We start from the raw sequence: 26,637 nt of genomic DNA, 5'->3' as shown, positions 1-26,637 counted from the left end.
TTGTTTAAATTGTGTTTATTGTAGCGCCTGGGTATCATTGGTTATTATTTGATCGATTATAGTATGCGTTAATCATGGAATAGATCAATGACATCTGAGGGTAAAATAAAATATAACACACGGGGCTAACCGGATGTCCTTGCGCGCTTTTTTTATCTATTAAACAATTTTTGCACGGCGTAAATGGAAGACGTTATGAGAGGAAAAATACCCAAAACTGAATTACTGGTGACCTTTGAGGTTGTGGCTCGCCACGAAAGTTATACGCGAGCTGCGGAAGAGTTGGCTTTAACACAAAGCGCCGTGTTCCGACAAGTCACGGCGCTGGAGGATTTCCTCCATACGTCATTATTTAACCATGCTAAAAAAAGGATTTTTTTAAATGAGGCTGGCAAGCATTATTTGACTATCGTTAAGGAAACGCTTAACAAACTGGAGCGTGATACCAATTCGATTATGACATGGCAACCGACGGTGCAGGTTCTTGAGCTGGCCGTCAACCCTACCTTTAGCACCCACTGGCTGATCCCCAATCTGCGCGAGTTTAATAAATTACATGCGGGCATTATCGTTAATATTCATTCGCTGGCGAATATTGGCGATTTTCTTAGCCGCGAGTACGATGCCGCCATTATGCGCGAGGATTTTTGCTCGCCGTGGGCGGAGGTTGAGTATCTGTTCGAAGAGGAAATTCTGCCGGTGTGCGGCTGCGGGCTGCTGCCCGAACCCGGGCAGAAGCTGGCGGTGGAGGAGCTGCTGAGCGAGTTTCCGCTGCTGCATCAAAGCACGCGAATTCACGGCTGGCAGGAGTGGTTTGCGCTGTCGAATATCACCAGCCCGCAGATCAACATTGGTCCGCGTTTTGACCTGCTCTCGATGCTGATTGCGGCGGTGCGTTCGAACCTGGGCGTTGCGTTGCTGCCGCGTTTTGCTATTCAACATGACCTGGATAGCGGCGAGATGGTGATCCCCTGCGATGTGCCGATTCGTACCGGAAACCGCTTTATTATGACGTGGCAGGAGGATAAAGCGGAATCCCGGCATCTACAGGTATTCCGCGAGTGGCTGCTGCAAAAATCGGTGGTGTCGGCTGCCTGATGGCGTTTCGCAGAACGCAGTGAACCCGTAGCCCGGTCAGCGCAGCGCCACCGGGAAGAAACCGCGCCGAGGTATCAGGCCGGGCACTTTCCCCGGAGGCGGCGCTGGCGCGCCTGTCCGGGCTACCGTCCCGCAGAACGCAGTGGACCCGTAGCCCGGTCGGCGCAGCGCCACCGGGAAGAAACCGCGCCGAGGTATCAGGCCGGGCACCTTCCCCGGAGGCGGCGCTGGCGCGCCTGTCCGGGCTACCGTCCCGCAGAACGCTGTGAACCCGTAGCCCGGTCAGCGCAGCGCCACCGGGAAGAAACCGCGCCGAGGTATCAGGCCGGGCACTTTCCCCGGAGGCGGCGCTGGCGCGCCTGTCCGGGCTTGTATGATTAACCCGTCAGAAAGAACCGGCCAGTTCTCTCTGATGGCGGTCCGGATGCCGTGTCCGGGCTTAGGCTTTCGCGCCTGTTCCGTAGATCCTTTGCACCGGACCGCCGTTCTTTCTCATGTGATAAACCGGACAGTATCATGGACCGGCTTTCACCGGTAACCCGTATTCGCAAGGTTGGTTTCACTATGGAAAATGAACTCCACTTCATCGGTATTGATGTCGCCAAAGCTAAACTGGATGTCGATATTCTTCGCCCTGATGGCCGGCATCGTTGTAAAAAATTTGACAATACCCTCTCCGGGCACGAAGCGCTGGTCCGCTGGCTTCGCGGCCATGATGTGAACCGTGCCCATGTCTGCATGGAATCCACCAGCACCTACATGGAAGACGCGGCCGCGCATCTGAGTGATGCCGGGTATACCGTGTCCGTCATCAACCCCGCCCTCAGTAAAGCTTTCGCACAGAGTGAGGGGTTGCGCAGTAAAACCGACAAAGTGGACGCCCGTATGCTGGCTCACTTCTGCCGGGAAAAACGCCCGCCAGCCTGGGAGGCCCCCCATCCGACAGAGCGGGCACTGAAAGCCCTGGTGTTACGCCATCAGGCGCTGACAGAGATGCAGACACAGGAGAAAAACCGGCGGGAAACCGCGCCGGAAGTTCAGCTGACCAGCATTGATATCCTGCTGGGGTGTCTGAGCGCGGAGCTGGCGCGTATCGAAAAACAGATAAAAGACCTGACGGATAATGACCCGGATATGAAACAACGGCGGAAGCTGCTGAACAGTATCCCGGGCATCGGAGAGAAAACGGCGGCGGTTCTGCTGGCGTATACGGGCCTGAAGCTGAAGTTCGGTACAGGGCGGCAGTTCGCGGCGTATGCAGGACTGACGCCGGTGCAGCATGAGTCAGGCAGCAGCGTGATGCGGGCGAGCCGGATGAGCAAAGCGGGACCGGTTCATCTGCGCAAAGCGCTATACATGCCAGCGTTATCGGCGCTGTACCATACGGCGTGGGGAAAAGCGTTCAGGAAAAGGCTGGAAGGGAATGGTAAGCGTGCGAAAGTCATCATAGGGGCGATGATGCGAAAGCTGGCGCAGGTGGCGTACGGTGTACTGAAGTCAGGAAAGGCGTTCGATGCGTCACAGCATGAGCTGTTGATAGCGTAAGAAAGCGTGCCGGATGAAACGACAGCGCGGGATGTCGCTGTCGTTGTTGTGCCTGTCATCCGGGAGCCGGAGAAGATGACAGTGGTGAAAAGAGTTGCAGGCGTTCACAGTATCTACCGTCCCGCAGAACGCTGTGAACCCGTAGCCCGGTCAGCGCAGCGCCACCGGGAAGAAACCGCGCCGAGGTATCAGGCCGGGCACTTTCCCCGGAGGCGGCGCTGGCGCGCCTGTCCGGGCTACCGTCCCGTAGAACGCAGTGGACCCGTAGCCCGGTCGGCACAGCGCCACCGGGAAGAAACCGCGCCGAGGTATCAGGCCGGGCACTTTCCCCGGAGGCGGCGCTGGCGCGCCTGTCCGGGCTACCGTCCCGCAGAACGCTGTGAACCCGTAGCCCGGCTAAGCGCAGCGCGAGCCGGATAAAACTACCAGTCAATTCCTACCTGCGCCTGAATGCCCTTGTCAAAGGCATGCTTCACCGGGCGCAGCTCACTGACCGTATCGGCAAGCTCAAGCAATCGGGCGTGGCAGCCGCGGCCGGTGACAATCACGTTCTGCCTGGGCGGACGATTGACAATAGCGGCAATCACTTCCTGAGTATCCAGATAGCGATACGCCAGCATATAGGTGAGTTCATCCAGCACCACCAGATCGTAGCCCGGGTCGGCCAGCATCCGCTTGCTCTCATGCCATACGGCCGACGCCGCCTCAATATCCGCCTCCCGGTTTTGCGTTTCCCAGGTAAAACCGGTACCCATGATGTGAAACTCAACGCCGAGCGGTTGCAGAGTATTGTATTCACCGTTATCCCACTGGCCTTTGATGTACTGCGCGACGCCGACGGTTTTACCATGCCCGACGGCGCGCGTTGCGGTGCCAAAGGCGGCAGTGGATTTGCCTTTACCGTTGCCGGTAAAGACGATCAGAATACCTCTTTGCTCTGTAGCCGCCGCCACGCGGGTATCAACCTGCGTTTTCAGCTTTTGCTGGCGCTGACGGTGGCGGTCGGGATTTCCACGCGCGTGCATAAACCCTCCTTAATGCCCCGCCGGGCAGGTTGCGCAGCGATGCTGATGCTCGAACTGGCTGAAGAAGTTATTGCCTTTATCATCGACCAGCACAAACGCCGGCAGGTTATCGACTTCCATCATCCACACCGCTTCCATCCCCAGCTCCGGATACTCAAGGCAGCGTAAACTTTTCACATACTGCTGCGCCAGCAGGGCCGCCGCGCCGCCAATACTGCCGAGATTAAAGCCGCCGTGTTTATGGCAGGCGTCGGTTACCTGCTGGCTGCGGTTGCCTTTGGAAAGCATGATGAGACTACCGCCTGCCGCCTGGAAAGCATCGACGTACCCATCCATGCGTCCGCCGGTGGTAGGGCCGAGTGAGCCGCAGGCCAGATTATTCGGCGTTTTCGCCGGGCCTGCGTAGTAAACGATATGATTGCGCATGTACTCCGGCATCGGTTCGCCGTTATCGAGGCGCTCTTTGAGTTTGGCATGGGCGATGTCGCGGGCGACGACGATCGGACCGCTCAGCGCCAGTCGGGTGCCCACGGGCAGCGTTGACATCTCGCGGAGAATTTCGCGCAGCGGCCGGTTCAGATCGAGCTGAACGCTTTGAGCCCCGTTTTCGATACGCTGAGAATCAGGGATAAACTTGCCCGGATTATGCTCCAGCTTCTCCAGCCAGATGCCGTGTTTGTTGATTTTGGCTTTGATGTTCCGGTCGGCGGAGCAGGAAAGGGCCATTGCGATCGGGCAGGAGCCACCGTGCCGCGGCAGGCGAATCACGCGAATATCATGGGCGAAGTATTTGCCGCCAAACTGCGCGCCAATGCCGAACTCGCGGCTGGCTTTGAGCAGCGCCGCTTCCAGCGACGTATCGCGAAACGCCTGCCCCAGTTCGTTTCCGCTGGTCGGCAGGTTGTCGTAATATTTTGTCGAAGCCAGTTTGGCAACCTTCAACGCCTGATCGGCCGAGAGACCGCCCACAACGAAGGCGATGTGGTACGGCGGACAGGCGGCGGTGCCCAGCGCTTTCATCTTTTCAGTCAGAAAGGCGGTGAGTTTTTCCGGCTGCAGGATAGATTTTGTTTCCTGAAATAGCGCGGCTTTGTTCGCCGAACCGCCGCCTTTATTGACGAAAAGGAAGCGGTATTCGCTCCCCGGCGCGGCGCTGATGTCGATCTGCGCGGGCAGGTTAGTCTGCGTGTTGACCTCAGTGTACATATCAAGGGGGGCATTTTGCGAATAGCGTAAATTGTTTTCCTGAAAGGTGGTGTAGATGCCCTGGCTCAGGGCCTCAGCGTCGTTGCCGCCGGTCCAGACGTTCTGGCCTTTGCTCGCGACGATGGTGGCGGTCCCGGTATCCTGGCAGTTGGGCAGCACGCCTTTTGCCGAGACTTCGGCGTTGCGCAGCAGCTGTAGCGCAACGTATTTATCGTTGCTGCTGGCCTGCGGGTCGTGCAGGATGCTGGCGATCTGCTTTAAATGCCCGGCGCGCAGGAAAAATGAAGCCTCATAAAATGCCTGCTGAGCCAGCAATGTTAACGCTTCCGGCGCAACCTTGATAACCTCTTCCCCATCTAACTCTGTCACTTTAACATGTTGATTCGTTAGTAATTCATATTCGGTATTATCGTTACTCTGAACAAAAAGTTCCTGCCAGACAAAGGGTTTCGACATTTTACTTCTCACTATTTCGCTATAAAGAGATTGGCCTGCGTCGCATGCGCGACATACTCGATGGTCTGCTGGGCGCGGACGCTGTTACCGGCTGCATCCAGCGGAGGAGAGTAGACGGCGATAGCGTATTGCCCGGGAACGACGGCGACCATTCCGCCGGCGACCCCCGATTTCGCCGGGATACCGACGGTGTAGAGCCATTTGCCGCTGCCGTCGTACAGTCCGGCAATCGCCATTTCCGCCAGCACCTGCGGGACGTAGCGTTCATTAAGCAACTGCTTGCCGTTGAACGGCGATTTGCCCTTATTGGCGAGTACGGCCCCCATTTTGGCGAGCTGCTCGACGGTGACATCCACCGAACACTGGCGGGTATAGATTTCGACGGCTTCCTGAGGGTCGCCATAAAAGCTGTGGTATGACTTCATCAGCATCGCCAGCGCCTGGTTATGCTGGTTGGTCTCCATTTCGGATTGAAATACCGGCTCATTAACGCGCAGCGAGCTATCGGCCCAGGCGTTAAGGTTGTTGAGAATGTTGTTCCAGCGTTCGGTTTTGTCTTTCGCCGCAATCAGGCTCACGGTACTCATGGCGCCGGCGTTAACCAACGGGTTCTCCGGCGCGCCTTGCGTGAGCTCCACGGCTAAGCCGGAGTTAAAGGGCAGGCCGGTGGCATTGGCGCCAAGTTTATCCAGCACCTCCTGCGGCCCGCGCTGTTCCATCGCCAGCGCCAGGGTGAAGACTTTGCTCAGGGATTCCATCGGAAAGGCTTTTTTCACGTCGCCGGTCTGGTAAATTTTGCCTTCGACCGTGGCGAGCGTAATGGCGAAATTATTCGGGCTATAGCTCGCCAGAGCAGGGATATAGTCGGCGACTTTACCATCGTGGTTGCTCTTATATTTCTGATGCGCCTGCTCGATAATGCTGGCGTAGTCCGGCTCGCTTTGCGCCTGCGCGGCGGCGCCAAACAGTAAGCTGGCGGTTAAGATGCAGGCGCCGAGAAATTTTACGTTCATGGTGTGTCCTGTTGGGATGATTGGAGGGAACCGGGCCGGACGTATCCGGCCTGGGGCTCATAGCCATGTTGCTGTCAGGACATCGCCACTTCGGACGTTTCGCTGGCAGGGCGATCCTGCTCCGGTTTTTTGACCGGGGCGGTGCCGCGGCAGCCTTCACCGTAATGCTCGCCTTCCCAGCGGCCAACGATGGCGGCGCCCATGGCGTTACTCATCACGTTGGTGGCGGAGCGTCCCATATCGAGGAACGGATCGACTCCCATCAGCAAAATCAGGCCCGCTTCCGGAATGTTGAACTGGTTCAGCGTAGCGGCGATAACCACCATTGACGCGCGCGGCACGCCCGCCATTCCTTTCGAGGTCAGCATCAGGATCAGCAGCATGGTGATCTGCTCGCCCATGCTAAGATGGACGTTGCAGGCCTGGGCGATAAACACCGTGGCGAACGAGCAGTAGGCCATGGAGCCCACCAGGTTAAAGGAGTAACCGATGGGCAGGACGAAGCTGGCGATTTTGGAAGAGACGCCAAATTTTTCCAGCTTATCGAGGGTGCCTGGGAAGGCGGCTTCTGAGCTGGATGTGGTGAAAGCCAGCAGCGCGGGCTCGAAGATCGCTTTGGTCAGACGGCTGATGCACGGGCCGACAATCACCGTCGACAGGCCAATCAGGATCGCCCACAGCATGCCCAGCGTCAGGTAGAACTCGCCCATAAAGATCCCGGCGCTGACCATCACGCCCAGACCGCGTTCGGCAATCAGCCCGGAGATGGCGGCGAAAACGGTCAACGGCGCGAACAGCATGACGTATCCCGTTAGCTTCAGCATCACGTGCACCAGTGAATCAAGCACCTTCACGATGGGCTCGGCTTTTTCGCCGATCGCCGCCAGGCTGCAGCCGAGGAAAATGGAGAACACCACGATTTGCAGAATTTCGTTGCGCGCCATCGCATCAACGATGCTGGTTGGCACCGCGTGCGAGATAAACACTTTCAGGGTGAAGGGTTCGGACTGAACGGCGGCCACGGCTCCGGCATCGTGGGGGACGAAGTTGATGCCCGCGCCTGGCTGGAACAGATTGACGATCACCAGACCCAGCGCAATCGACAGCAGCGAGGCGCAAATAAACAGGAAAAAGGTTTTAGAGAATATGCGCCCGAGCGTTTTCGCATCGCCCATTTTGGCGATACCGACCACCAGCGTTGATATTACCAGCGGGGCGATAATCATTTTTACCATGCGTAAAAATATAGTGGTAAAGATGGAGATATCCTGCGCATAGGATTTTGCTGTATCTGCTGATGCCATATTATTAATGATCACCCCGGCAATCATGCCGAGTATCAGGCCTAATATGATCATTTTGGTTAAACTTATTTTTTTCATATTTACTCCATCGGAACAGGGTTAGTCGGTGAAGTGGTGTAGGGCGGCGTACGCCCGCGCCAGGTAGCAGCGCAGACGTACGCCTGTGGTGACCAACCGCATAAATTGTCTGGAATACAGTGATACAGCGAAATCCTGTACCCCAATGGATGTTGTTGTATTTTAGAAATTACAGGTCGAACTCAATACTTAATAACGGCGCATGCTGCTGAGCGCCATAAACATCATTGTCTCCGACGTTGCCGGAAATAATAGTCCGTGGCATGACGATTTTTACCGCGTTGGCCGGATCGAACCAGACAATACGATGAATAAAATCAGGCTTCACGTTATATAAACCGGCAATGAGCTGCGGAGTTAATAGTTCAGAACGTTTTACCCGCTGATAATCCTCCCGGGTTTTAAATAAAATATCTAAAACCAGTTCGTACGGTCCGGCGTTTTTGGAACGGATCACCTGCGCCAGTGAGCATAGGGATTGTTTCATGCCTGAACTCCTTCTGGCGTCACCTGTTCGATATGGAAGTCAAAGCGCAGCGCGTCGCTGGCTTCAATCAGGTGATAAATTGAGAACTCGTATACCGGGCCGCTCTGAATATCGGAAGGCGAGAACGGGAAGGCGAGGTTGCCCGCGGTCGCAATGCGGTTTTCATAGCCGTAGTGCAGCAGGGTAGAGCGCACCAGCGAGCAGACGCTGTTGGCGATATCCTGGGTCGGCGCAACGACATCGAGCAAAATGCCCAGTTCATGCCCGGCGGTTTTCATCGGCTCGTGATTGCCCATCACGCCGTTTTTTCCATACAGATGGAAGGTCATGCGGATGCTGTCGTCAGCGAGCGAGAGGTTGCGCTTAACGCTGGCCTGTACCTCTTCGAGAATCGTGTCGATCCCGGCAATCATGATCGGATCGCGCGTTCCGGCAATGGTCAGGCAGCGGAAGCCGACCTGGCGTGCGCCTTCCAGCTTCAGCGCGTACGGCGTCGTTTCATGACGAGAACCGCTGACGTACACTTCGCCCTCGTTGACGGCTGTGAAGGTGCATCCTTTCAGGTTCAGCACGCCGCCCGGACCGGGCAGGAAATACGGATCGGACTTCTCGTACAGCGTATGCGCCGCCGCAGACGTTTCGGTAAACTTACGCTTTGGATTGAACGCTTTCAGCGTAAAGCCGTTGTCGTCGATAATCCCCATAGCGCAATCGGATCCGGAGCCCGGCGTGGCGGCTATGGCCGCGCACTCAAGAATTTTGCCGCAGTGCAGGGCCAGACCTTCATCAAAGCCCCGCATGATCGGCAGCGCCGCGAAGCAGGCCGGATCGTACGCCCGCCCGCCCAGCACTACCTGGGCGCCGGCCTTCAGCGCCCGCTGGAAGGGTTCGATCCCCATCTGGGCGACGATATAGGTGCTCTCTTCAATGGCCTCATGAGTCAGCTCCGGCACAAAATCCAGGGCAGTGATTTTGCCGTTATCCAGCGCCTGATGAACGATCGCTTTATCGACATCAGACGGAATCAACGCCAGGGAGAATGACAGATGTTCTTCCTGCGCAATCTCATGGATTATCTGCCGACACCACTCCAGATGCGGCGCGGCGCCGGATCCTCCGGCGGTGCCGATCACCACCGGGATATTGTTTTTCACGCCGGCCACGATCATATAGCGCAGATCGCGTTTCACCCCGGCCCGGTCGGTAAAGGGTTTGCCCGCCCCCAGGTAGTGGGGGCCAGGATCGGATGAACCGGCGTCAACGGCAATCAGATCCGGCGACTCTTCCATGGCTTTACGAAAGCTCTCTTCCGGGAAGCCATAGCCGAGGATAGCCGTGGGCGATAAGATCTTAAAGGTACGAGCCATCTCTTAATCCTTAGCCTGCAACAGCGCGATGGTGCGGTTCATTTCGTTAAACACGATGTTGAGACCTTCGTCGAAGCCCATACCCGGCTTGATCAGCATGCGCATCGGACGCGCAGCCAGCGCGACGTGAACGCAGGTGCGGGCGCTGATCTCGGTTTCGTTACAGGTACCGCCCTGATAGGCTTCCATCGCGTGTTTGTTGCAGTACAGCACCGCGTCCACGATGTTATGAATGCCGCCGAGATCCGGGGTTTTGATCTGCACCATGTGGCAGCTGCCGGCATCGGTAAAGTCAACGATGTCCTGGTAGGTGTTGCACCACTCGTCGGCGACAATTTTTACGCCGGAACCGAGGCGGGTCAGCTCTTTGGTAATGGCGGTCAGCATGCGGATCTGGTCCGGTTTGTTACCCGCATCCACCGGGCCTTCTATATACAGCGGTAGACCCTGCGCCTCTTTCTCCAGGCTGGCGATATAGTCGGCGCAGCGAACCGGGTCCATATCGAAAATCAGGCCGATGGTGCCGTATACGTCGATATGCAGCGTCGGGCGATAGCGGGGGCTGGCGCGCAGGCTCAGGATGCGATCGGACAGCCAGCGCACGTACTCACGCAGCTTTTCGCCTTTCAGGCCCAGCTTCTCTTCGACGTTGTTGATCAGCGCATGCGGCAGGACGTCAACGCCCTTGAGGATCATTTTGTCCACGGCGATGTAGCGATCGTCGCCGCTCTGACCAAATAACGGAATCGCTTCCGGGATGCAGGGCAGCTGCCATTCGTCGCAAACCACCTCCGCCTTCAGGCGACCGCTGGCCAGCGCGGTCGCATCGAGCAGCGCCTGGGAAAGACCATAGCGGACGGCGGTATGCAGCAGATGGCCGTCGATGCGCAGCTTGTCGAAGAAGCGGGCGTTCGGCAGGAAGGTATCGACATCGCGGCCTTCCAGCAGCGGTTTAATATGATCGTTGAGGAACGGGATAAAATTTTCCGCGAGGAACAGCGGGTCGCGGCCGCCCGCGCCCGAGTACTGTACGGCGGCACAGTCGCCGACCGCCACCGCGCCGTTTTCCAGAATCAGCTGGACGGACACGCATTCACCCGCCTGGCGTACCGAGGTGAAGCCTGGCGTTACCGGAGCACCGGTATAAATGAATCCATCATGACCCGCGCCGTTTTTAATCGCCTGCTGATCGTCAAAATAGAATGAAGAGTAGCCAGCGGTGAAAAGGGCCTGTTTAATTTTCATTATGGTCTTCCTATTAATTTACTGTGGGATACCGCGTTAATGTCATCAACAACCATCTGGAATGAGGGTTTGCGTCCTTCAAATTGCGCGCGTTCGGCGACGTAATCGTGGTGCAGGGCGAGGATGTCTTTCGGCAGCGGTACCGCGCCGGCTTCAAGCACGCGGATAGCGCCGGAATTGTCGCGAACCGGCAGAATTTTGCCGGCGTTGCAGGAAGCCGGAGCGAAAGGCACGTCCAGAACGCCCGCCTCGAAGGCCAGCACCGTACCGCGGGCGATATCGCCGTTGCCCAGCTCGAACACTTTCTTCAGTACTGCGCGGACTTCGCTTTTAATCAGTTCCACTTCTTGATCAACGGCGGCGCATGGCGGGAACTTCTGATCGCTGACCATATTGAGCATCTGGCGGGAGGCCTTCAGCCCCTGCGCGTTGGCTGCCGCGGTGGGAATACCGAACGCTTCGTGCGGGCTCTTGGTGATTACTTTAGTGGCGCCGGACATCCCGGCTACCGCCGCGCCCCAGGAGATAATGGCGAACGCTTTCGATTCATCTTCCGGAAAACCGCCCATCCACTGGTGGAAGACGGTACTCAGCTCATAATCGTCGAAACCGTAATTGCCGAAGTACTCGTGGGAGAGCTCGCGAAGAGATCGAATGGCTGCGATGTCCTGGGTCAGGCTGCCGACCTGGCCGTAGCCGACGGTGATCGACTTGACGCCCTGTTCCAGCGCCAGCAGGCCTTCGATAATCGCCACCGCGTGGGACATAAACGGCGGGATCAGGGTTCCGGTCAGCGGGCCGAACGGTTCGCGGTTAATACGGATACCGTGCTCTTCATACAGGCCCATCAGGCGGTCGCAGTACTGCCAGTCGCGAATCGACTTCTCCAGAGTGACGCGCTTGGCGTAGGGAATGTTGTAGGAGATACCGCCGCCTTCGTAGCTGGTAAAGCCGCTGGCCATGGAGATTTCCGCCAGCAGGCGCGCGTCCGGCGTACCGTGGCGTACCTGGACCGGTTTTTCCAGCGCTTCGGTCATCCGCCGGCATTCGGCGACGCCGTGGTTAACCACCGGCAGGCCGTTCAGTTTGGAGGTCCCCGCCTCGATGGATTTCTGGATCCCGACCGCCGCTTCTTCGTAGCGGTTGAGGCGGGTATAGGCATCGATGGTGCTCGGCAGCAGATCGCACTCTTCCTGCAGGGTTTTGAGCAGCGCGATGTGTTCATCCATCAGCGCCACGCCCGCGCGCGGCTGGCTCAGGGTTTTACCTTCCTGGTCGGCCTTCAGCAGAGCGTGAGAAAAGCGTTTTTTCTCAGGAATGGTTTGCTGGTACTTCACGCCATCTTCGAAGTGCTCAACGTCCTTGCCGGTATGCCAGGTCTGCAATACCTGATGCCGCTCGGTCATGAATTCGTCATGGGTTAATTTTTTATTTCGAAGTTCCATTCGTAGCTGCCTTCATTTATAGGGTTAAACAGTGAATGCTGGTGCGAGCGGCGAGCTCGGGGTAGAGCCTGGCAACGTTTGCCAGCAGCGGAAGCAGGCCTTTTGCATCGCGGTAATAGTCAAACCGGGTCGGTAAGAGAATGCGTCGGCCGTCGTCATCCAGTTCACGGTATTTCAGCCAGCTCTGGATGTCGAAGCGGCTGGCGCGGGAGAGCCATCCGCCGGAACCCACGACTTTGCGCACCGTGGTCAGATCGCGGCCCATCTGTAAATCGACGTTGCCCACGCAGGTGCACACCTGTTTTTTGGTGCCCGCGTGGCGTTCGCTGGCGTAGCCAACGCACAGCCCGGCCAGCACGGTGTCGAAATATTTTTCTTCCTCGTTAACCGGCAGATAATCCGGCTGCGCGACCAGATGGCGCAGGTAGCGGTAAAAGGCCTCCTGACGCTGCGGCTGGTGGGCAAACACCGCGTTCACCAGCTCCCGGGTACTTTCACCGACCACGACCGCCGAAACGCGCATGCCGAGATCGCCTTCCACCGTCCGTTTCACAAACGGTTCCGGCACCCCGTGCAGAACGGTATCCGGGGAGAGCGTGTTGGCGCAGGCGGAGTAGACGTCGGTGGTGGCCCCGCCCATGTCAATCAGCATGAACTCTTTCCATGCGCTGTCGTAATGGCTGATGGTTTTCACCAGCTCGTAGACGGTCCACGGCGTCGGCATCGGTTCTTCGCCGGTTTCAGCGACGATAACGTCCAGCCCTTTGCCTTTGACGATACGGGATAAGAAGACATCGCAAATCGCCTTGCGGGCAGCGTACGGGTTCGGGTGATCGAGGTCGGGCAGAATATTGTCTACCGTGGTCAAATCTTTGTGGCCGAGGATGGCCTGAACCTCGTCCTGAATATCGCGGTTTCCGGCATAGATAATGGCGCAGTCAAGCTTTGACTCCGCCAGCGCGTGGGCGTTGGCCAGGCCGTAGCTCTCCTCGCCGCCGTCGGTGCCGCCGGTAAACAGCAGGATATCCGGCGGCGTGGCTTCCAGTTCCTGGATATCGTGACGGTTGAGCTTGTAGGCGTAGTATTGGGCGATTTTGGCCCCCGCCGAGTGGGCAGTGACTTTCGCTGATTCCAGGGTAATAGACGGCACCAGCCCCATCGCCGCGACGGCAAGGCCGCCTTTTGCCGATGAAGAGTATTTCAGCGTCACGTCACCGCGGTTCAGCAGCGGGCGCGCATCGGCAACGTTGAGCACCTGGTTCAGGCTGGCAAAAAAGCCTTCCGCCAGGTGATGGGTAGTGGTCGGGGTCAGAACGTGGTTTACCAGCGTCAGCTCATCCCCCTCCTGTGCGAAGAGGGCCGCTTTGGTCCACGTCGAGCCGATATCGACAGAGACGGTTTGCATCAGATAGCCTCTTCCAGACACTGCTGTTCAACGCCGTGGCGCTGGTTGATGTCGTTCGCCATCAGCTGGCAGACGTCTTCCAGATCGTGGCTTGGGGCAAAGACGCGATTGAAACCCATCTCTTTGAATTTGGCCTCGACGTCGGCAAAATCATGTTTACCAACCACCAGGTTGCCGCCAACGTAAAGGAGGATGTCGCCAATACCGCGCTCGATGCAGCGTTCGCGCAGCCCCAGGCAGTCGATGTCGCCGTGGCCGTAAATAGACGACACGACGATGGCATCCGCGCCGGTTTCGATGGCGGCATCAATATATTCATCCTGACTGACCATCACGCCCAGATTGATTACGCGAAAATCATGGGCAGTAAAAACGCGGTCCAGGACTTTGTTGCCTACTGCATGGCAGTCAGCACCAATGACGCCAATAACAAGTGTTGATTTCTTCATGGGTAATCCTCTGTAAGGCTAATGGTAAAAAATAAAAACGACTTTCTAATATTTGCAGCGATGATGATGGCCGCCTGTTAATAGGGCTGGAGTGTCTGTGGTTCGCAGAGGGGAAGCAATTGATCTATTTTCAGAATATCTTTCAAAAAACTCTCGTTTTTGATTTTTCGTGAAAAACTTCTTTTGTATCATGTGGTTATATTTTTATTCATTGTCTGGATTTATTTCTGTTTGAATCCTGGTAATAAATATAATGCGATGTTTGTGAGCAAGGTCTTATTTTATATTTCGTCTTGATTTTGCCTTCGCTAATAAGCGATGAATACACTTCTTTAAATTTTTCTGTGAGCGTAGTAACGGAATTTATGTGCTGATTTTTATATGTGGCGCGGGCAATTTGTTAGATTAAAGATATAAAATGGTGATTTGTGCAATTTATATTTCATTTTTGTTGAAAAAAAAGGGGGAGGGCCGGCAAGCGTCACGTGGCGAGGGTAAAAGCGCGATGTAGATGATACCGCGAAAGAGAAGGACGCTTTACATCACCAAAAGAAAAAAGAGGCGCTGCGTTTACTTGATAATGAGATAGTTACGCAATTGTGTTAATTTTAAGTAAATGCAATGATAAATCTAATAAGAAAAAAATTTATGGCGTTAACTTGATAAAAAAAATCTGTGAGCTACGCGGCATTATCGACTGATAACCACATTTACGCGATCAGCGTTCAGCTCATTAAATTCCCCTCAGCGACGAAATAAATGGACTATCATTTTCAGTAACTGATGATACTCTTGAAAAACATATTGTTAACTTGGTGTTTACCTGTGAGGTACACGATATACATAATTAACATTTAAAATGAAAATTGATTTAAATCAATGTTTAAAACTTGGAAAAGACCGCGAAATGGAGTTAAATTGTCGCGGATCAAATTGACCGAAATCTGGTATTTTCGCTAAAAATTGATCGCTGTCGAAAACTGCAAATTTATCACAATAAAAACCTATTTATTGTAAGGGTTTTGCAGCGTAATATAATCACGGGATCAATTTGGGTGTTTTGTTAACATGTTTGTAACTTTTCAGTGCCTCCGCATTCTTGAAAGAGAAAACGGGCGTAGTGAGAAGAAGCAAATAAATTTGTATTGGGGCATGCGTGTGACCCTTTCTAACGGGGTTCACTCTCGGAGTCTTCATGCGATGAGCAAGGAGTCATGATGTTAGATATAGTCGAACTGTCGCGCTTACAGTTTGCCTTGACCGCGATGTACCACTTCCTGTTTGTGCCACTGACGCTAGGTATGGCGTTCCTGCTGGCCATCATGGAAACGGTCTACGTCCTTTCCGGCAAACAGATTTATAAAGATATGACCAAGTTCTGGGGCAAGTTGTTTGGTATCAACTTTGCGCTGGGTGTGGCAACCGGTCTGACCATGGAGTTCCAGTTCGGGACTAACTGGTCTTACTACTCTCACTACGTGGGCGATATCTTCGGTGCGCCGCTGGCCATTGAAGGTTTGATGGCCTTCTTCCTCGAATCTACCTTTGTAGGTCTGTTCTTCTTCGGTTGGGATCGTCTGGGCAAAGTTCAGCACATGGCCGTTACCTGGCTGGTGGCGCTGGGCTCCAACCTGTCGGCTCTATGGATCCTTGTCGCTAACGGCTGGATGCAGAACCCGATTGCGTCGGACTTCAACTTTGAAACCATGCGTATGGAGATGGTCAGCTTCTCCGAGCTGGTTCTGAACCCGGTCGCTCAGGTTAAGTTCGTTCACACCGTGGCGTCAGGCTACGTGACCGGCGCGATGTTCATTCTTGCCATCAGCTCCTGGTATATGCTCAAAGGCCGCGACTTTGCTTTCGCCAAGCGCTCCTTCGCTATCGCAGCCAGCTTCGGTATGGCGGCGATTCTCTCCGTTATTGTTCTCGGTGATGAATCCGGCTACGAAATGGGCGACGTGCAGAAAACCAAATTGGCGGCTATCGAAGCGGAATGGGAAACTCAGCCTGCTCCGGCGGCCTTTACCCTGTTTGGTATTCCTGACCAGAAGGCGCAGGAGAACCGCTTCGCGATTCAAATCCCTTTCGCGTTGGGCATTATTGCGACTCGCTCCGTGGATAAACAGGTTACCGGCCTGAAAGACCTGATGGTTCAGCACGAAGAGCGTATTCGTAACGGGATGAAAGCGTACGCGCTGCTGGAGCAATTGCGTGCCGGTTCAACCGACCAGGCCGTTCGCGATCGGTTTAACGACGTGAAGAAGGATCTTGGCTACGGTCTGCTGCTAAAACGCTATACCGACAACGTTTCTGACGCGACGGAAGAGCAGATTGCGCTGGCGACCAAGGACTCTATTCCTGCCGTTGCGCCGCTGTACTTCGCCTTCCGTATCATGGTGGCGTGCGGCGTGCTGATGCTGTTGATTATCGGCGCTTCCTTCTGGAGCGTGATTCGCAACCGCATTGGTGAGAAAAAATGGCTGCTGCGCGCTGCGTTTTATGGTCTGCCGCTGCCGTGGATTGCCGTTGAATCCGGCTGGTTTGTCGCCGAATATGGTCGCCAGCCGTGGGCTATCGGTGAGGTGCTGCCAACGGCTGTCGCGAACTCGTCGCTGACCGCAGGCGACCTGATCTTCTCAATGGTGCTGATCTGTGGCCTGTACACGCTGTTCCTGGTGGCTGAACTGTTCCTCATGTTCAAGTTTGCCCGTAAAGGACCAAGCAGCCTGAAAACCGGTCGCTATCACTTTGAACAGTCCTCTGCGGCTATTCAGTCGGCACGCTAAGACAGGAGTCGTCAAATGATCGATTATGAAGTATTGCGTTTTATCTGGTGGCTGCTGATTGGCATTCTGCTCATTGGTTTTGCTGTCGCCGATGGCTTCGACATGGGGGTGGGGATGCTCACCCGTTTCCTCGGTCGTAACGACACCGAGCGTCGAATTATGATCAACGCCATCGCCCCGCACTGGGATGGAAACCAGGTGTGGCTGATCACCGCCGGCGGCGCGCTGTTTGCCGCCTGGCCGATGGTCTATGCCGCCGCGTTTTCCGGCTTCTATGTGGCAATGATCCTGGTGCTGGCGTCGTTATTCTTCCGCCCGGTAGGTTTCGACTACCGCTCGAAGATTGAGGACAACCGCTGGCGCAACATGTGGGACTGGGGCATCTTCGTCGGCAGCTTCGTGCCGCCGCTGGTGATTGGCGTGGCGTTCGGTAACCTGCTGCAGGGCGTTCCGTTCCACGTTGATGAATATCTGCGCCTGTACTACACCGGAAACTTCTTCCAGCTGCTGAATCCGTTTGGCCTGCTGGCCGGTATTGTCAGCGTGGCGATGATCCTGACGCAGGGCGCGACCTACCTGCAGATGCGTACCGTGGGTGAACTGCACCTGCGCACCCGCTCCGTTTCTACGGTGGCGGCGCTGGTGACGCTGATCGGCTTCGCACTGGCGGGCGTTTGGGTCTACTACGGCATCGACGGTTATGTGGTGAAATCGGTGATGGATCATACCGGCCCGTCTAACCCGCTGACCAAAGAAGTGGCTCGTGAGGCCGGTGCGTGGATGGTGAACTTTAATAACATGCCGGCGCTGTGGGCGATTCCTGCCCTGGGCGTGGCGCTGCCGCTGCTGACCGTCATCTCGACCAAAGCGGACAAAGGCGCATGGGCGTTTCTGTTCTCCTCATTGACGCTGGCGTGCATCATTCTGACTGCCGGTATCGCCATGTTCCCATTCATTATGCCGTCAAGCACGGCGATGAACGCGAGCCTGACCATGTGGGACGCGACCTCCAGCCAGCTGACGCTGAACGTGATGACTTACGTAGCGATTGTCTTCGTACCGATTATTCTGGCCTACACCACCTGGTGTTACTGGAAAATGTTCGGTCGCATTACGCGCGAAGACATCGAAAAGAACACCCATTCGCTGTACTAAGGTAAGGAGCTATATATGTGGTATTTCGCATGGATTTTGGGAACGCTTCTTGCCTGTGCCTTTGGGGTGATTACCGCGCTGGCGCTTGAGCACGTGGAAGCGACCAAAGCAGGTAAAGAAGAACACTGATGAGTATTATCGCTACTCTGTATGCGATAATGGACAAGCGCCCGTTAAGGGCGCTTTCCTTATTGATGGCGCTGGCTTTGGCGGGCTGCATCTTCTGGGATCCGTCGCGCTTTGCGGCCAAAACCAGCGAGCTGGAAATCTGGCACGGTTTCCTGCTGATGTGGGCGGTTTGTACCGGCGTTATCCACGGCGTGGGCTTCCGTCCGCGCGCCATTCACTGGCAGGGAATTTTTTGTCCGCTTATCGCTGATATTGTGCTCGTTTTAGGCCTGTTCTTTTTCTTCTTTTGAATAAGAAATCTCTGTTAACCATATGGGCTTGCATAAGCCCATAAAAATTTACTCCTCGTTTACTTTCCCCCATTCCAAACCACGATTCCCGCGCGTATAGTAGCGAAGTTTGAAAGCACTAACCTTTTGTTGCATTACCGGGATGTAAAGTGAATACAACGCTGTTTCGATGGCCGGTTCGGGTCTATTACGAAGACACCGACGCCGGTGGTGTGGTTTACCACGCCAGCTACGTCGCTTTCTATGAAAGAGCACGCACAGAGATGCTGCGCCATCATCACTTCAGCCAACAGGTTTTGCTGGCTGAACGAGTTGCCTTTGTGGTTCGCAAAATGACTCTCGAGTATTTTGCGCCCGCCAGACTCGACGACATGCTCGAAATCCAGACGGAGATAACCGCAATGCGCGGTGCTACTCTGGTTTTCACGCAGCGAATCGTCAACGCCGAGAACGTCGTTTTGAATGAAGCTGAGGTTCTTATCGTGTGCGTTGATCCACTCTTAATGAAGCCTCGTGCGCTTCCCAAGTCTATTGTCGCGGAGTTTAAGCAGTGACTGAGATGAATATCCTTGATTTGTTCCTGAAGGCGAGCCTTCTGGTTAAACTTATCATGTTGATTTTAGTTTGTTTTTCTATCGCCTCCTGGGCCATCATTATTCAGAGAACGCGTATCCTCAACTCGGCGTCACGTGAAGCCGAAGCGTTTGAAGATAAATTCTGGTCCGGTATCGAGCTTTCTCGCCTGTATCAGGAAAGCCAGGGCCGTCGCGATAATCTGACCGGTTCGGAACAAATTTTCTACAGCGGTTTCAAAGAGTTTGCCCGTCTGCATCGTGCGAACAGCCACGCGCCGGAAGCGATTGTCGAAGGGGCATCGCGCGCGATGCGTATTTCGATGAACCGCGAGCTGGAATCCCTGGAGACCCACATCCCGTTCCTCGGTACGGTCGGCTCTATCAGTCCGTATATCGGTCTGTTCGGCACCGTTTGGGGGATCATGCACGCCTTTATCGCGCTGGGCGCGGTAAAACAAGCGACGCTGCAAATGGTGGCGCCGGGTATCGCAGAAGCGCTCATCGCGACGGCTATCGGCCTATTTGCCGCTATCCCAGCGGTTATGGCCTATAACCGTCTGAACCAGCGCGTGAACAAACTTGAGCTGAACTACGACAACTTTATGGAAGAGTTCACCGCTATTCTGCACCGTCAGGCGTTTACCAGCAGCGAAAGCAATAAGGGGTAAGCCATGGCCAGAGCACGTGGACGCGGGCGTCGCGAACTGAAGTCCGAGATCAACATCGTTCCGCTGCTGGATGTCCTGTTGGTGCTGCTGCTGATCTTTATGGCGACAGCGCCGATCATTACGCAGAGCGTAGAGGTCGACCTACCGGACGCAACGGAATCGCAGGCGGTGAAAAGCAATGATGAGCCGCCGGTGATCGTTGAAGTTTCCGGCGTCGGGCAGTACAGCGTGAAAGTTGGCCCGGAAACGCTATCGCAGCTGCCGCCGGAACAGGTGATTGCGGAAGCCAGGCGTCGACTTGAGGCGAATGAGAAAACGGTGTTCCTGATCGGCGGCGCTAAAGAGGTGCCATACGATGAGATTATTAAAGCGCTTAACCTGTTGCATAGCGCAGGGGTTAAATCGGTTGGCTTGATGACCAAGCCGATCTAATCGCTCGCAATATGCACGCCCGTCAGCATGTCGGCTTTGGGACAACAGCGTCCCGCGGCGGACGTCGTATAACGGGAACAGGCGAACAGTTTTTGGGAACCGATAGTGTCAAAGGCAACCGAACAAAACGACAAGCTTAAACGAGCGATCATAGTATCAGTCGCGCTGCACATCGTATTGATAGCGCTGCTGATCTGGAGTTCGTTTGACGAGCATCTGGATGCTTCTGCCGGCGGCGGTGGGGGGGCCTCTATCGATGCGGTAATGGTCGATCCGGGGGCGGTTGTGAAGAATTATGACCGCCAACAGCAGCAGCAGGCCAGCGCCCGCCGCGCTGCCGAGCAGCGTGAAAAGCAGGCTCAGCAGCAGGCGGAAGAGCTACGTGAAAAACAGGCCGCTGAGCAGGAACGGCTGAAACAGCTGGAACAGGATCGTCTGCAGGCGCAGGAAGCGGCTAAAGAGGCGAAAGAGCAGCAGAAACAGGCGGAAGAAGCCGCGGCGAAAGCCGCCGCAGCGGCCAAAGCCAAAGCGGACGCACAGGCGAAAGAGGCGCAGGAAGCTGCCGCCAAAGCCGCCGCTGACGCGAAAGCGAAGGCCGATGCTCAGGCGAAAGCCGCCGAAGCGGCCGCGGCGAAAGCGGCGGCGGATGCGAAGAAACAGGCAGAAGCGGAAGCCGCGAAAGCGGCTGCGGACGCGCAGAAGAAAGCCGAAGCCGATGCGGCGAAGAAAGCTCAGCAGGAAGCTGAGAAGAAAGCGCAGCAGCAGGCAGAGAAAAAAGCGCAGCAGGAAGCGGCGAAACAGGCCGCTGCAGAAAAAGCGGCCGCCGAAAAAGCGGCAGAAAAAGCCGCCGCGCAGAAAGCCGCTGCCGAGAAAGCGGCAGCCGACAAAGCCGCCGCTGCGGAAAAAGCCGCCGCCGAGAAAGCCGCGGCAGCTAAAGCCGCAGCAGCAGAGAAGGCCGCCGCGGACAAAGCGGCGAAAGCCGCCGCCGCTAAGGCCGCCGCCGCGAAGAAAGCCGCTGCGGCCAAAGAGGCCAACGGCGTTGACGATCTTCTCGGCGACCTGAGCTCCGGTAAGAATGCGCCGAAAGGTAATACCAGCGGTAGCGCTGGGGGCTCATCTCCTGCTAAAGGAAGTAAGCAGGGGCAGGGTGGGGCATCCCAGGCTGAGATTAACAGCTATATTTCACAGGTTCAGGCTGCGATTAAAGGTCATCTCTATGACTGGGATACCTATAAGGGTAAAACCTGTACTTTACGTGTGAATCTGGCTCAGGATGGAACGCTGTTAAGTGTGAAATCGGAAGGCGGCGATCCGGCGTTCTGTCAGCAAATGCTGGCGGCAACGAGCCGGATGACGAAGTTCCCTAAACCGCCGTCGCAGGCTGTTTATGAAACATTCAAAAATGCGCCACTGGACTTCAAACCTCAGTAATCGTTTTCCCCGTTTATGCGGGGAAAACAAACTTCGGTAGTCCCAGGGTTTTGGTAGTTTTGTGTATTTGAGTTTGTTAACATTCTGCTAAATTATCGTGGGCTTTCCGCCTGGATAAGGGAGATATGATGAAGCAGGCATTACGAGTAGCATTTGGTTTTTTAATGCTGTGGGCGGCAGTGCTGCACGCAGAAGTACGCATCGAGATTACCCAAGGGGTCGACTCGGCACGCCCAATCGGCGTTGTGCCGTTCCAGTGGGCGGGGCAGGGTGCTGCGCCGGAAGATGTGGGCGGTATCGTGGCGGCTGACCTGCGCAACAGCGGCAAGTTTAATCCGCTCGATCGCTCGCGTCTGCCTCAGCAGCCGGGCAGCGCTCAGGAAGTGCAGCCTGCGGCATGGTCTGCGCTGGGCGTTGACGCCGTCGTAGTGGGTCAGGTTACGCAAAACCCTGACGGCTCCTACAACGTGGCCTACCAGTTGGTTGATACCGGTGGCGCGCCGGGTACCGTGCTGGCGCAGAACTCATTTAAAGTTACAAAACAGTATCTGCGCTATGCCGCGCATGCTGCCAGCGACGCTGTATTTGAGAAGCTGACCGGCATCAAGGGCGCCTTCCGTACCCGTATCGCCTATGTGGTGCAGACCAACGGCGGCCAGTTCCCGTACGAACTGCGCGTATCCGACTACGATGGCTACAACCAGTTCCTCGTTCACCGCTCCACCCAGCCGCTGATGTCTCCGGCCTGGTCTCCGGACGGCGCGAAGCTGGCCTATGTGACCTTCGAAAGCGGTCGTTCTGCGCTGGTTGTGCAGACGCTGGCTAACGGCTCCGTTCGTCAGATTGCTTCCTTCCCGCAGCACAACGGCGCGCCGGCATTCTCGCCGGACGGCAGCAAACTGGCCTTCGCCCTGTCGAAAACCGGTAGCCTGAACCTGTACGTGATGGATCTGGGCTCTGGTCAGATTCGTCAGGTGACCAACGGTCGTAGCAACAACACCGAACCAAGCTGGTTCCCGGATAGCCAGAACCTGGCCTTTACCTCCGACCAGGCGGGTCGTCCGCAGGTGTATAAAGTCAATATTAACGGCGGTACGCCGCAGCGTATTACCTGGGAAGGTTCACAAAACCAGGACGCTGACGTGAGCGCTGATGGTAAAACTATGGTAATGGTAAGCTCGGCCGGCGGTCAGCAGCACATTGCCAAACAAGATCTGGAAGCGGGTGGTGTACAGGTTCTGTCATCAACGTTTTTAGATGAAACGCCAAGTCTGGCACCTAACGGCACTATGGTAATCTACAGCTCTTCTCAGGGGATGGGATCCGTGCTGAATCTGGTTTCTACAGATGGGCGTTTCAAAGCGCGTCTTCCGGCAACTGATGGACAGGTAAAATCACCTGCCTGGTCGCCGTATCTGTGATAATAAATAATTGATTATTAAAGGAATCAAAGAAATGCAACTGAACAAAGTGCTGAAAGGGCTGTTGATCGCTCTGCCGGTTATGGCAATCGCGGCATGTTCTTCTAACAAGAACGCCAGCAACGACCAGAGCGGTGAAGGCATGCTGGGTGCCGGCACTGGTATGGACGGTAACGCTAACGGCGGCAACATGTCTTCCGAAGAGCAGGCTCGTCTGCAGATGCAACAGCTGCAGCAGAACAATATCGTTTACTTCGATCTGGACAAATACGATATCCGTTCTGACTTCGCTGCAATGCTGGACGCGCACGCAAACTTCCTGCGTAGCAACCCGTCTTATAAAGTGACCGTAGAAGGTCATGCGGATGAGCGTGGTACGCCGGAATACAACATCGCTCTGGGCGAGCGTCGTGCTAACGCCGTTAAGATGTATCTGCAGGGCAAAGGTGTTTCTGCTGACCAGATCTCCATCGTTTCTTACGGTAAAGAAAAACCTGCAGTACTGGGCCACGACGAAGCGGCTTACGCCAAAAACCGTCGCGCCGTACTGGTTTACTAAGAGAATTGCATGAGCAGTAACTTCAGACATCATCTGTTGAGTCTGTCGTTACTGGTTGGCATAGCGGCCCCCTGGGCCGCTTTTGCTCAGGCGCCAATCAGTAGTGTCGGCTCAGGCTCGGTCGAAGACCGCGTCACTCAACTCGAGCGTATTTCCAATGCGCACAGCCAGCTTTTAACCCAACTCCAGCAGCAACTCTCCGATAATCAGTCCGATATTGATTCCCTGCGCGGTCAAATCCAGGAAAGCCAGTATCAGCTGAATCAGGTTGTTGAGCGCCAGAAGCAGATCCTGCTGCAGATCGATGGTCTGAGCAGCGGCGGCGGCGCAACGGGTGCGCAAACCCAGACCTCAGCGGGCGATCAGGGGGCTGCGGCTAGCGCGCCGGCGGCTTCGTCAGGCGCTCCGGCGTCAACCGGCGATGCCAACACCGATTACAACGCGGCTATTGCGCTGGTGAAGGATCCTTCCCGGCAGGACGACGCCATGGCGGCTTTCCAGAACTTCGTCAAAAAGTATCCTGATTCAACCTACCAGCCGAACGCCAACTACTGGCTCGGTCAGCTGAATTACAACAAGGGTAGAAAAGACGATGCGGCGTACTATTTCGCTTCCGTGGTGAAAAACTACCCTAAATCCCCGAAGGCGCCCGATGCGATGTTTAAAGTCGGCGTTATCATGCAGGACAAAGGCGATACCGCAAAAGCGAAGGCGGTTTACCAGCAGGTGGTCAGTAAATTTCCTGGCACCGATGGGGCCAAACAAGCGCAAAAACGCCTTAACGCACTCGGATGATTATGGCATGACCAGAAATCGCATCATTTCTGGTCTTGTCGCATGAATCCTAAGCAGTTAAGCGATCTTTATCTAAATTGTTGTTGCGCTGAATTCTGAAATCAGTAATATATGCCGCCGTTGCCAAGGGATATCGAACAAGCCCAAAGCGGCAAAAATAGTGGGTCGTTAGCTCAGTTGGTAGAGCAGTTGACTTTTAATCAATTGGTCGCAGGTTCGAATCCTGCACGACCCACCACTAAAAGATGTATCCAGCGCTGTATCGGGTGATTAGCTCAGCTGGGAGAGCACCTCCCTTACAAGGAGGGGGTCGGCGGTTCGATCCCGTCATCACCCACCACTCGGGTCGTTAGCTCAGTTGGTAGAGCAGTTGACTTTTAATCAATTGGTCGCAGGTTCGAATCCTGCACGACCCACCAATTTAACATCGAACTCAGATGTTAAGCGTGAAGGATAACGTTGCGCCAGCAACGGCCCGTAGGGCGAGCGAAAGCGAGTCATCCTGCACGACCCACCAATTATAAATTGGTGACGAGTGAAGAATATTCAGGAAGTACCCGAGCGGGTCGTTAGCTCAGTTGGTAGAGCAGTTGACTTTTAATCAATTGGTCGCAGGTTCGAATCCTGCACGACCCACCATCCTGAATCGTTCCAGTTAGCAGTAAACCCGCAAGGGGTCGTTAGCTCAGTTGGTAGAGCAGTTGACTTTTAATCAATTGGTCGCAGGTTCGAATCCTGCACGACCCACCAATGTAAAAAAGCGCCCTAAAGGCGCTTTTTTGCTATCTGCGATATCCAAGATTCGAACCTGCCGCAGGTTTGAGTCGAACGAAGAGAGACAACGGAGCCGCCTGCGGCGACGGCCGGAAGGGCGAGCGAAGCGAGTCATCCTGCACGACCCACCAATGTAAAAATGGCGCTGGCGGCGCTTTTTTGCTATCCAGCCTTCGCTTAAATATTACAACTATCCCATACTGCGCTATTCCATCTTATCGTTGTGCGCACCCGTGCATGGGCCGGTAGCCCGGACAGATGCGCAGCATCGCCTCCGGGAAATGCTCCTGCTCCCTGAGGGGCAAAATTCCTCACGACATTTTCCGCACAATCGGCTATCTTGTTTAGCATATAAAACACCATGGCCGACTAATACCTCTCTGCAGGCATTATCACGGTCTGAAAGTTAAGCCAGCGAAACGAGACTGCAAGATGAGCGTAATGTTTGACCCGGAAGCGGCGATTTACCCTTTTCCTCCGAAGCCAATGCCGTTAAACCGCGATGAGAAGCACTTTTATCGTGAAAAAATTAAACGCCTGCTGCGCGAGCGCGATGCGGTGATGGTGGCTCATTACTACACCGACCCCGAAATCCAGCAACTGGCCGAAGAGACCGGCGGCTGTATCTCAGATTCCCTGGAGATGGCGCGCTTCGGCGCCCGACATTCCGCCTCAACGCTGCTGGTTGCCGGCGTGCGCTTTATGGGAGAAACGGCAAAAATCCTCAGTCCGGAAAAAACCATCCTGATGCCCACGCTGCATGCGGAGTGTTCGCTCGATCTGGGCTGTCCGATCGAGGCGTTTAGCACTTTCTGCGACGCTCATCCGGATCGTACGGTCGTGGTCTACGCCAATACTTCAGCGGCGGTCAAGGCGCGCGCCGATTGGGTTGTGACGTCGAGCATCGCCGTGGAACTCATTGAGCATCTTGATAGCTTGGGTGAAAAAATCATCTGGGCGCCGGACCGCCATTTAGGCAGCTATGTGCAAAAACAGACCGGCGCCGACGTGCTGTGCTGGCAGGGCGCCTGTATAGTTCATGATGAATTCAAAACTCAAGCGCTGGCAAGAATGAAGGCGCTTTATCCCCAGGCCGCGGTGCTGGTTCACCCGGAATCACCGAAGGCGATTGTTGATATGGCTGACGCGGTGGGGTCAACCAGCCAGTTGATCAATGCCGCTAAAACGCTGCCGCACACGCAGCTCATCGTCGCCACCGATCGCGGTATTTTCTACAAAATGCAGCAGGCGGTACCGGAAAAAGAGCTGCTGGAAGCGCCCACGGCAGGCGAAGGGGCAACCTGCCGGAGCTGCGCGCACTGTCCATGGATGGCGATGAACGGCCTGCAGGCGATTGCTGAAGCGCTGGAGAAGGGGGGCGCTGAACATGAAATTCATGTTGATGAGCAGCTGCGGACCGGGGCGCTGGTTCCGCTAAACAGAATGCTCGATTTTGCGGCTACACTTCGGGGATAGATCATTACTGCGTTACAGAACGC

23 protein-coding genes, 5 tRNA genes, 1 other RNA gene and 1 pseudogene are annotated in these 26,637 nt (G+C 55.5%); 20 read left to right on the top strand and 10 right to left on the bottom strand.

Features of this window, described 5'->3' with window-relative positions; genetic code table 11:
• Window positions 1-195: 195 nt before the first annotated feature.
• Both ACE3MN_RS18655 and ACE3MN_RS18650 read left to right on the top strand, forming a co-directional pair.
• Complete coding sequence (locus tag ACE3MN_RS18655; RefSeq protein ID WP_004133431.1) at window positions 196-1,098, top strand: LysR family transcriptional regulator; 903 nt, start codon at window positions 196-198, stop codon at window positions 1,096-1,098.
• A 564-nt stretch (window positions 1,099-1,662) separates the two neighbouring features.
• Complete coding sequence (locus ACE3MN_RS18650) at window positions 1,663-2,643, top strand: IS110 family transposase (protein WP_049130515.1); 981 nt, start codon at window positions 1,663-1,665, stop codon at window positions 2,641-2,643.
• 422 nt (window positions 2,644-3,065) lie between these two features.
• Here ACE3MN_RS18650 and cobO read toward each other — a convergent pair whose 3' ends face one another.
• The 10 genes and pseudogenes from cobO to glmS all read right to left on the bottom strand — a co-directional run bounded on the left by cobO (window position 3,066) and on the right by glmS (window position 14,123).
• Entirely contained in the window at window positions 3,066-3,668 is a 603-nt protein-coding gene (gene cobO / locus ACE3MN_RS18645) for a cob(I)yrinic acid a,c-diamide adenosyltransferase (RefSeq protein ID WP_102650420.1), read from the bottom strand.
• Between the two features lie 9 nt (window positions 3,669-3,677).
• A complete protein-coding gene (locus tag ACE3MN_RS18640; protein WP_102650419.1) occupies window positions 3,678-5,330 on the bottom strand; it encodes a class I fumarate hydratase in 1,653 nt (550 codons plus the stop codon).
• A gap of 11 nt (window positions 5,331-5,341) precedes the next feature.
• Window positions 5,342-6,343 carry a glutaminase A gene (glsA, locus tag ACE3MN_RS18635; RefSeq protein WP_004133425.1) on the bottom strand — a complete coding sequence of 334 codons (1,002 nt, stop codon included), beginning with the start codon at window positions 6,341-6,343 and terminating at the stop codon, window positions 5,342-5,344.
• 103 nt (window positions 6,344-6,446) lie between these two features.
• Window positions 6,447-7,725: pseudogene (locus ACE3MN_RS18630) on the bottom strand (dicarboxylate/amino acid:cation symporter); the annotation flags it as partial.
• A 169-nt stretch (window positions 7,726-7,894) separates the two neighbouring features.
• On the bottom strand, window positions 7,895-8,212 hold the full coding sequence (locus ACE3MN_RS18625) for a DUF4387 domain-containing protein (RefSeq protein WP_004133422.1): 318 nt from the start codon (window positions 8,210-8,212) through the stop codon (window positions 7,895-7,897).
• Window positions 8,209-9,579 carry an acyclic terpene utilization AtuA family protein gene (locus ACE3MN_RS18620; RefSeq protein ID WP_155037077.1) on the bottom strand — a complete coding sequence of 457 codons (1,371 nt, stop codon included), beginning with the start codon at window positions 9,577-9,579 and terminating at the stop codon, window positions 8,209-8,211. The genes ACE3MN_RS18625 and ACE3MN_RS18620 overlap by 4 nt, the downstream gene beginning before the upstream one ends.
• A gap of 3 nt (window positions 9,580-9,582) precedes the next feature.
• Window positions 9,583-10,824 (bottom strand): methylaspartate ammonia-lyase, encoded by a 1,242-nt coding sequence (locus ACE3MN_RS18615; RefSeq protein ID WP_004130566.1) that lies wholly within the window; start codon window positions 10,822-10,824, stop codon window positions 9,583-9,585.
• Window positions 10,824-12,269: a methylaspartate mutase subunit E gene (locus tag ACE3MN_RS18610; RefSeq protein ID WP_024358777.1), complete on the bottom strand. Its 1,446-nt coding sequence runs from the start codon at window positions 12,267-12,269 to the stop codon at window positions 10,824-10,826. Before ACE3MN_RS18610 ends, ACE3MN_RS18615 begins: the two co-directional genes overlap by 1 nt.
• Before the next feature lie 16 nt (window positions 12,270-12,285).
• On the bottom strand, window positions 12,286-13,674 hold the full coding sequence (gene glmL / locus ACE3MN_RS18605) for a methylaspartate mutase accessory protein GlmL (protein WP_064342364.1): 1,389 nt from the start codon (window positions 13,672-13,674) through the stop codon (window positions 12,286-12,288).
• Window positions 13,674-14,123: a methylaspartate mutase subunit S gene (glmS, locus tag ACE3MN_RS18600; RefSeq protein ID WP_049087170.1), complete on the bottom strand. Its 450-nt coding sequence runs from the start codon at window positions 14,121-14,123 to the stop codon at window positions 13,674-13,676. The genes glmL and glmS overlap by 1 nt, the downstream gene beginning before the upstream one ends.
• Before the next feature lie 1,217 nt (window positions 14,124-15,340).
• Between glmS and cydA the strand changes: the two genes are divergently transcribed.
• The 18 genes from cydA to nadA all read left to right on the top strand — a co-directional run bounded on the left by cydA (window position 15,341) and on the right by nadA (window position 26,614).
• Window positions 15,341-16,909 (top strand): cytochrome ubiquinol oxidase subunit I, encoded by a 1,569-nt coding sequence (gene cydA, locus ACE3MN_RS18595; protein ID WP_004133409.1) that lies wholly within the window; start codon window positions 15,341-15,343, stop codon window positions 16,907-16,909.
• A gap of 15 nt (window positions 16,910-16,924) precedes the next feature.
• Complete coding sequence (cydB, locus tag ACE3MN_RS18590) at window positions 16,925-18,064, top strand: cytochrome d ubiquinol oxidase subunit II (RefSeq protein WP_004133408.1); 1,140 nt, start codon at window positions 16,925-16,927, stop codon at window positions 18,062-18,064.
• Window positions 18,065-18,079: 15 nt separating this feature from the next.
• Entirely contained in the window at window positions 18,080-18,193 is a 114-nt protein-coding gene (cydX, locus tag ACE3MN_RS18585) for a cytochrome bd-I oxidase subunit CydX (protein ID WP_004100325.1), read from the top strand.
• Window positions 18,193-18,483: a cyd operon protein YbgE gene (gene ybgE, locus ACE3MN_RS18580; protein ID WP_004100327.1), complete on the top strand. Its 291-nt coding sequence runs from the start codon at window positions 18,193-18,195 to the stop codon at window positions 18,481-18,483. Before cydX ends, ybgE begins: the two co-directional genes overlap by 1 nt.
• A 149-nt stretch (window positions 18,484-18,632) precedes the next feature.
• Window positions 18,633-19,037 carry a tol-pal system-associated acyl-CoA thioesterase gene (gene ybgC / locus ACE3MN_RS18575; RefSeq protein WP_004130578.1) on the top strand — a complete coding sequence of 135 codons (405 nt, stop codon included), beginning with the start codon at window positions 18,633-18,635 and terminating at the stop codon, window positions 19,035-19,037.
• On the top strand, window positions 19,034-19,726 hold the full coding sequence (tolQ, locus tag ACE3MN_RS18570) for a Tol-Pal system protein TolQ (protein ID WP_004100332.1): 693 nt from the start codon (window positions 19,034-19,036) through the stop codon (window positions 19,724-19,726). The genes ybgC and tolQ overlap by 4 nt, the downstream gene beginning before the upstream one ends.
• Before the next feature lie 3 nt (window positions 19,727-19,729).
• Window positions 19,730-20,158 (top strand): colicin uptake protein TolR, encoded by a 429-nt coding sequence (tolR, locus tag ACE3MN_RS18565; RefSeq protein ID WP_004130580.1) that lies wholly within the window; start codon window positions 19,730-19,732, stop codon window positions 20,156-20,158.
• Window positions 20,159-20,263: 105 nt separating this feature from the next.
• Entirely contained in the window at window positions 20,264-21,589 is a 1,326-nt protein-coding gene (gene tolA, locus ACE3MN_RS18560) for a cell envelope integrity protein TolA (protein ID WP_375364133.1), read from the top strand.
• A 128-nt stretch (window positions 21,590-21,717) separates the two neighbouring features.
• Window positions 21,718-23,010 carry a Tol-Pal system beta propeller repeat protein TolB gene (gene tolB, locus ACE3MN_RS18555; protein WP_004133400.1) on the top strand — a complete coding sequence of 431 codons (1,293 nt, stop codon included), beginning with the start codon at window positions 21,718-21,720 and terminating at the stop codon, window positions 23,008-23,010.
• A 34-nt stretch (window positions 23,011-23,044) separates the two neighbouring features.
• Window positions 23,045-23,569 (top strand): peptidoglycan-associated lipoprotein Pal, encoded by a 525-nt coding sequence (pal, locus tag ACE3MN_RS18550; RefSeq protein ID WP_004100337.1) that lies wholly within the window; start codon window positions 23,045-23,047, stop codon window positions 23,567-23,569.
• Window positions 23,570-23,578: 9 nt separating this feature from the next.
• Window positions 23,579-24,364 (top strand): cell division protein CpoB, encoded by a 786-nt coding sequence (gene cpoB / locus ACE3MN_RS18545; RefSeq protein ID WP_102650415.1) that lies wholly within the window; start codon window positions 23,579-23,581, stop codon window positions 24,362-24,364.
• Between the two features lie 162 nt (window positions 24,365-24,526).
• Window positions 24,527-24,602: transfer RNA gene (locus ACE3MN_RS18540), tRNA-Lys, on the top strand.
• A gap of 26 nt (window positions 24,603-24,628) precedes the next feature.
• Window positions 24,629-24,704: transfer RNA gene (locus tag ACE3MN_RS18535), tRNA-Val, on the top strand.
• A 3-nt stretch (window positions 24,705-24,707) separates the two neighbouring features.
• Window positions 24,708-24,783 (top strand) — tRNA-Lys (locus ACE3MN_RS18530).
• A 144-nt stretch (window positions 24,784-24,927) separates the two neighbouring features.
• Window positions 24,928-25,003, top strand: a tRNA-Lys gene (locus ACE3MN_RS18525).
• 35 nt (window positions 25,004-25,038) lie between these two features.
• A tRNA-Lys gene (locus ACE3MN_RS18520) sits at window positions 25,039-25,114 on the top strand.
• Window positions 25,115-25,143: 29 nt separating this feature from the next.
• A non-coding RNA gene (locus ACE3MN_RS18515) (RtT sRNA) lies at window positions 25,144-25,269 on the top strand.
• Window positions 25,270-25,570: 301 nt separating this feature from the next.
• Window positions 25,571-26,614 carry a quinolinate synthase NadA gene (gene nadA, locus ACE3MN_RS18510; protein WP_102650074.1) on the top strand — a complete coding sequence of 348 codons (1,044 nt, stop codon included), beginning with the start codon at window positions 25,571-25,573 and terminating at the stop codon, window positions 26,612-26,614.
• The last annotated feature ends 23 nt before the right edge of the window (window positions 26,615-26,637 follow it).

The sequence above is a fragment of the Klebsiella grimontii genome (assembly GCF_042137965.1).
GTDB lineage: Bacteria > Pseudomonadota > Gammaproteobacteria > Enterobacterales > Enterobacteriaceae > Klebsiella > Klebsiella grimontii.
This window is presented reverse-complemented; position numbering and strand designations above follow the sequence as displayed.

Bases quoted from the DNA above. Each gene is read 5' to 3' on its own strand.
- glmL (WP_064342364.1), bottom strand. From the start codon at position 13,674: ATGCAAACCGTCTCTGTCGATATCGGCTCGACGTGGACCAAAGCGGCC.
- ACE3MN_RS18625 (WP_004133422.1), bottom strand. From the start codon at position 8,212: ATGAAACAATCCCTATGCTCACTGGCGCAGGTGATCCGTTCCAAAAAC.
- ACE3MN_RS18655 (WP_004133431.1), top strand. From the start codon at position 196: ATGAGAGGAAAAATACCCAAAACTGAATTACTGGTGACCTTTGAGGTT.
- tolR (WP_004130580.1), top strand. From the start codon at position 19,730: ATGGCCAGAGCACGTGGACGCGGGCGTCGCGAACTGAAGTCCGAGATC.
- ACE3MN_RS18650 (WP_049130515.1), top strand. From the start codon at position 1,663: ATGGAAAATGAACTCCACTTCATCGGTATTGATGTCGCCAAAGCTAAA.
- ACE3MN_RS18620 (WP_155037077.1), bottom strand. From the start codon at position 9,579: ATGGCTCGTACCTTTAAGATCTTATCGCCCACGGCTATCCTCGGCTAT.
- glmS (WP_049087170.1), bottom strand. From the start codon at position 14,123: ATGAAGAAATCAACACTTGTTATTGGCGTCATTGGTGCTGACTGCCAT.
- ACE3MN_RS18610 (WP_024358777.1), bottom strand. From the start codon at position 12,269: ATGGAACTTCGAAATAAAAAATTAACCCATGACGAATTCATGACCGAG.
- cobO (WP_102650420.1), bottom strand. From the start codon at position 3,668: ATGCACGCGCGTGGAAATCCCGACCGCCACCGTCAGCGCCAGCAAAAG.
- ybgE (WP_004100327.1), top strand. From the start codon at position 18,193: ATGAGTATTATCGCTACTCTGTATGCGATAATGGACAAGCGCCCGTTA.
- tolB (WP_004133400.1), top strand. From the start codon at position 21,718: ATGAAGCAGGCATTACGAGTAGCATTTGGTTTTTTAATGCTGTGGGCG.
- pal (WP_004100337.1), top strand. From the start codon at position 23,045: ATGCAACTGAACAAAGTGCTGAAAGGGCTGTTGATCGCTCTGCCGGTT.
- cydA (WP_004133409.1), top strand. From the start codon at position 15,341: ATGTTAGATATAGTCGAACTGTCGCGCTTACAGTTTGCCTTGACCGCG.
- ACE3MN_RS18640 (WP_102650419.1), bottom strand. From the start codon at position 5,330: ATGTCGAAACCCTTTGTCTGGCAGGAACTTTTTGTTCAGAGTAACGAT.
- cpoB (WP_102650415.1), top strand. From the start codon at position 23,579: ATGAGCAGTAACTTCAGACATCATCTGTTGAGTCTGTCGTTACTGGTT.
- cydX (WP_004100325.1), top strand. From the start codon at position 18,080: ATGTGGTATTTCGCATGGATTTTGGGAACGCTTCTTGCCTGTGCCTTT.
- glsA (WP_004133425.1), bottom strand. From the start codon at position 6,343: ATGAACGTAAAATTTCTCGGCGCCTGCATCTTAACCGCCAGCTTACTG.
- nadA (WP_102650074.1), top strand. From the start codon at position 25,571: ATGAGCGTAATGTTTGACCCGGAAGCGGCGATTTACCCTTTTCCTCCG.
- ACE3MN_RS18615 (WP_004130566.1), bottom strand. From the start codon at position 10,824: ATGAAAATTAAACAGGCCCTTTTCACCGCTGGCTACTCTTCATTCTAT.
- cydB (WP_004133408.1), top strand. From the start codon at position 16,925: ATGATCGATTATGAAGTATTGCGTTTTATCTGGTGGCTGCTGATTGGC.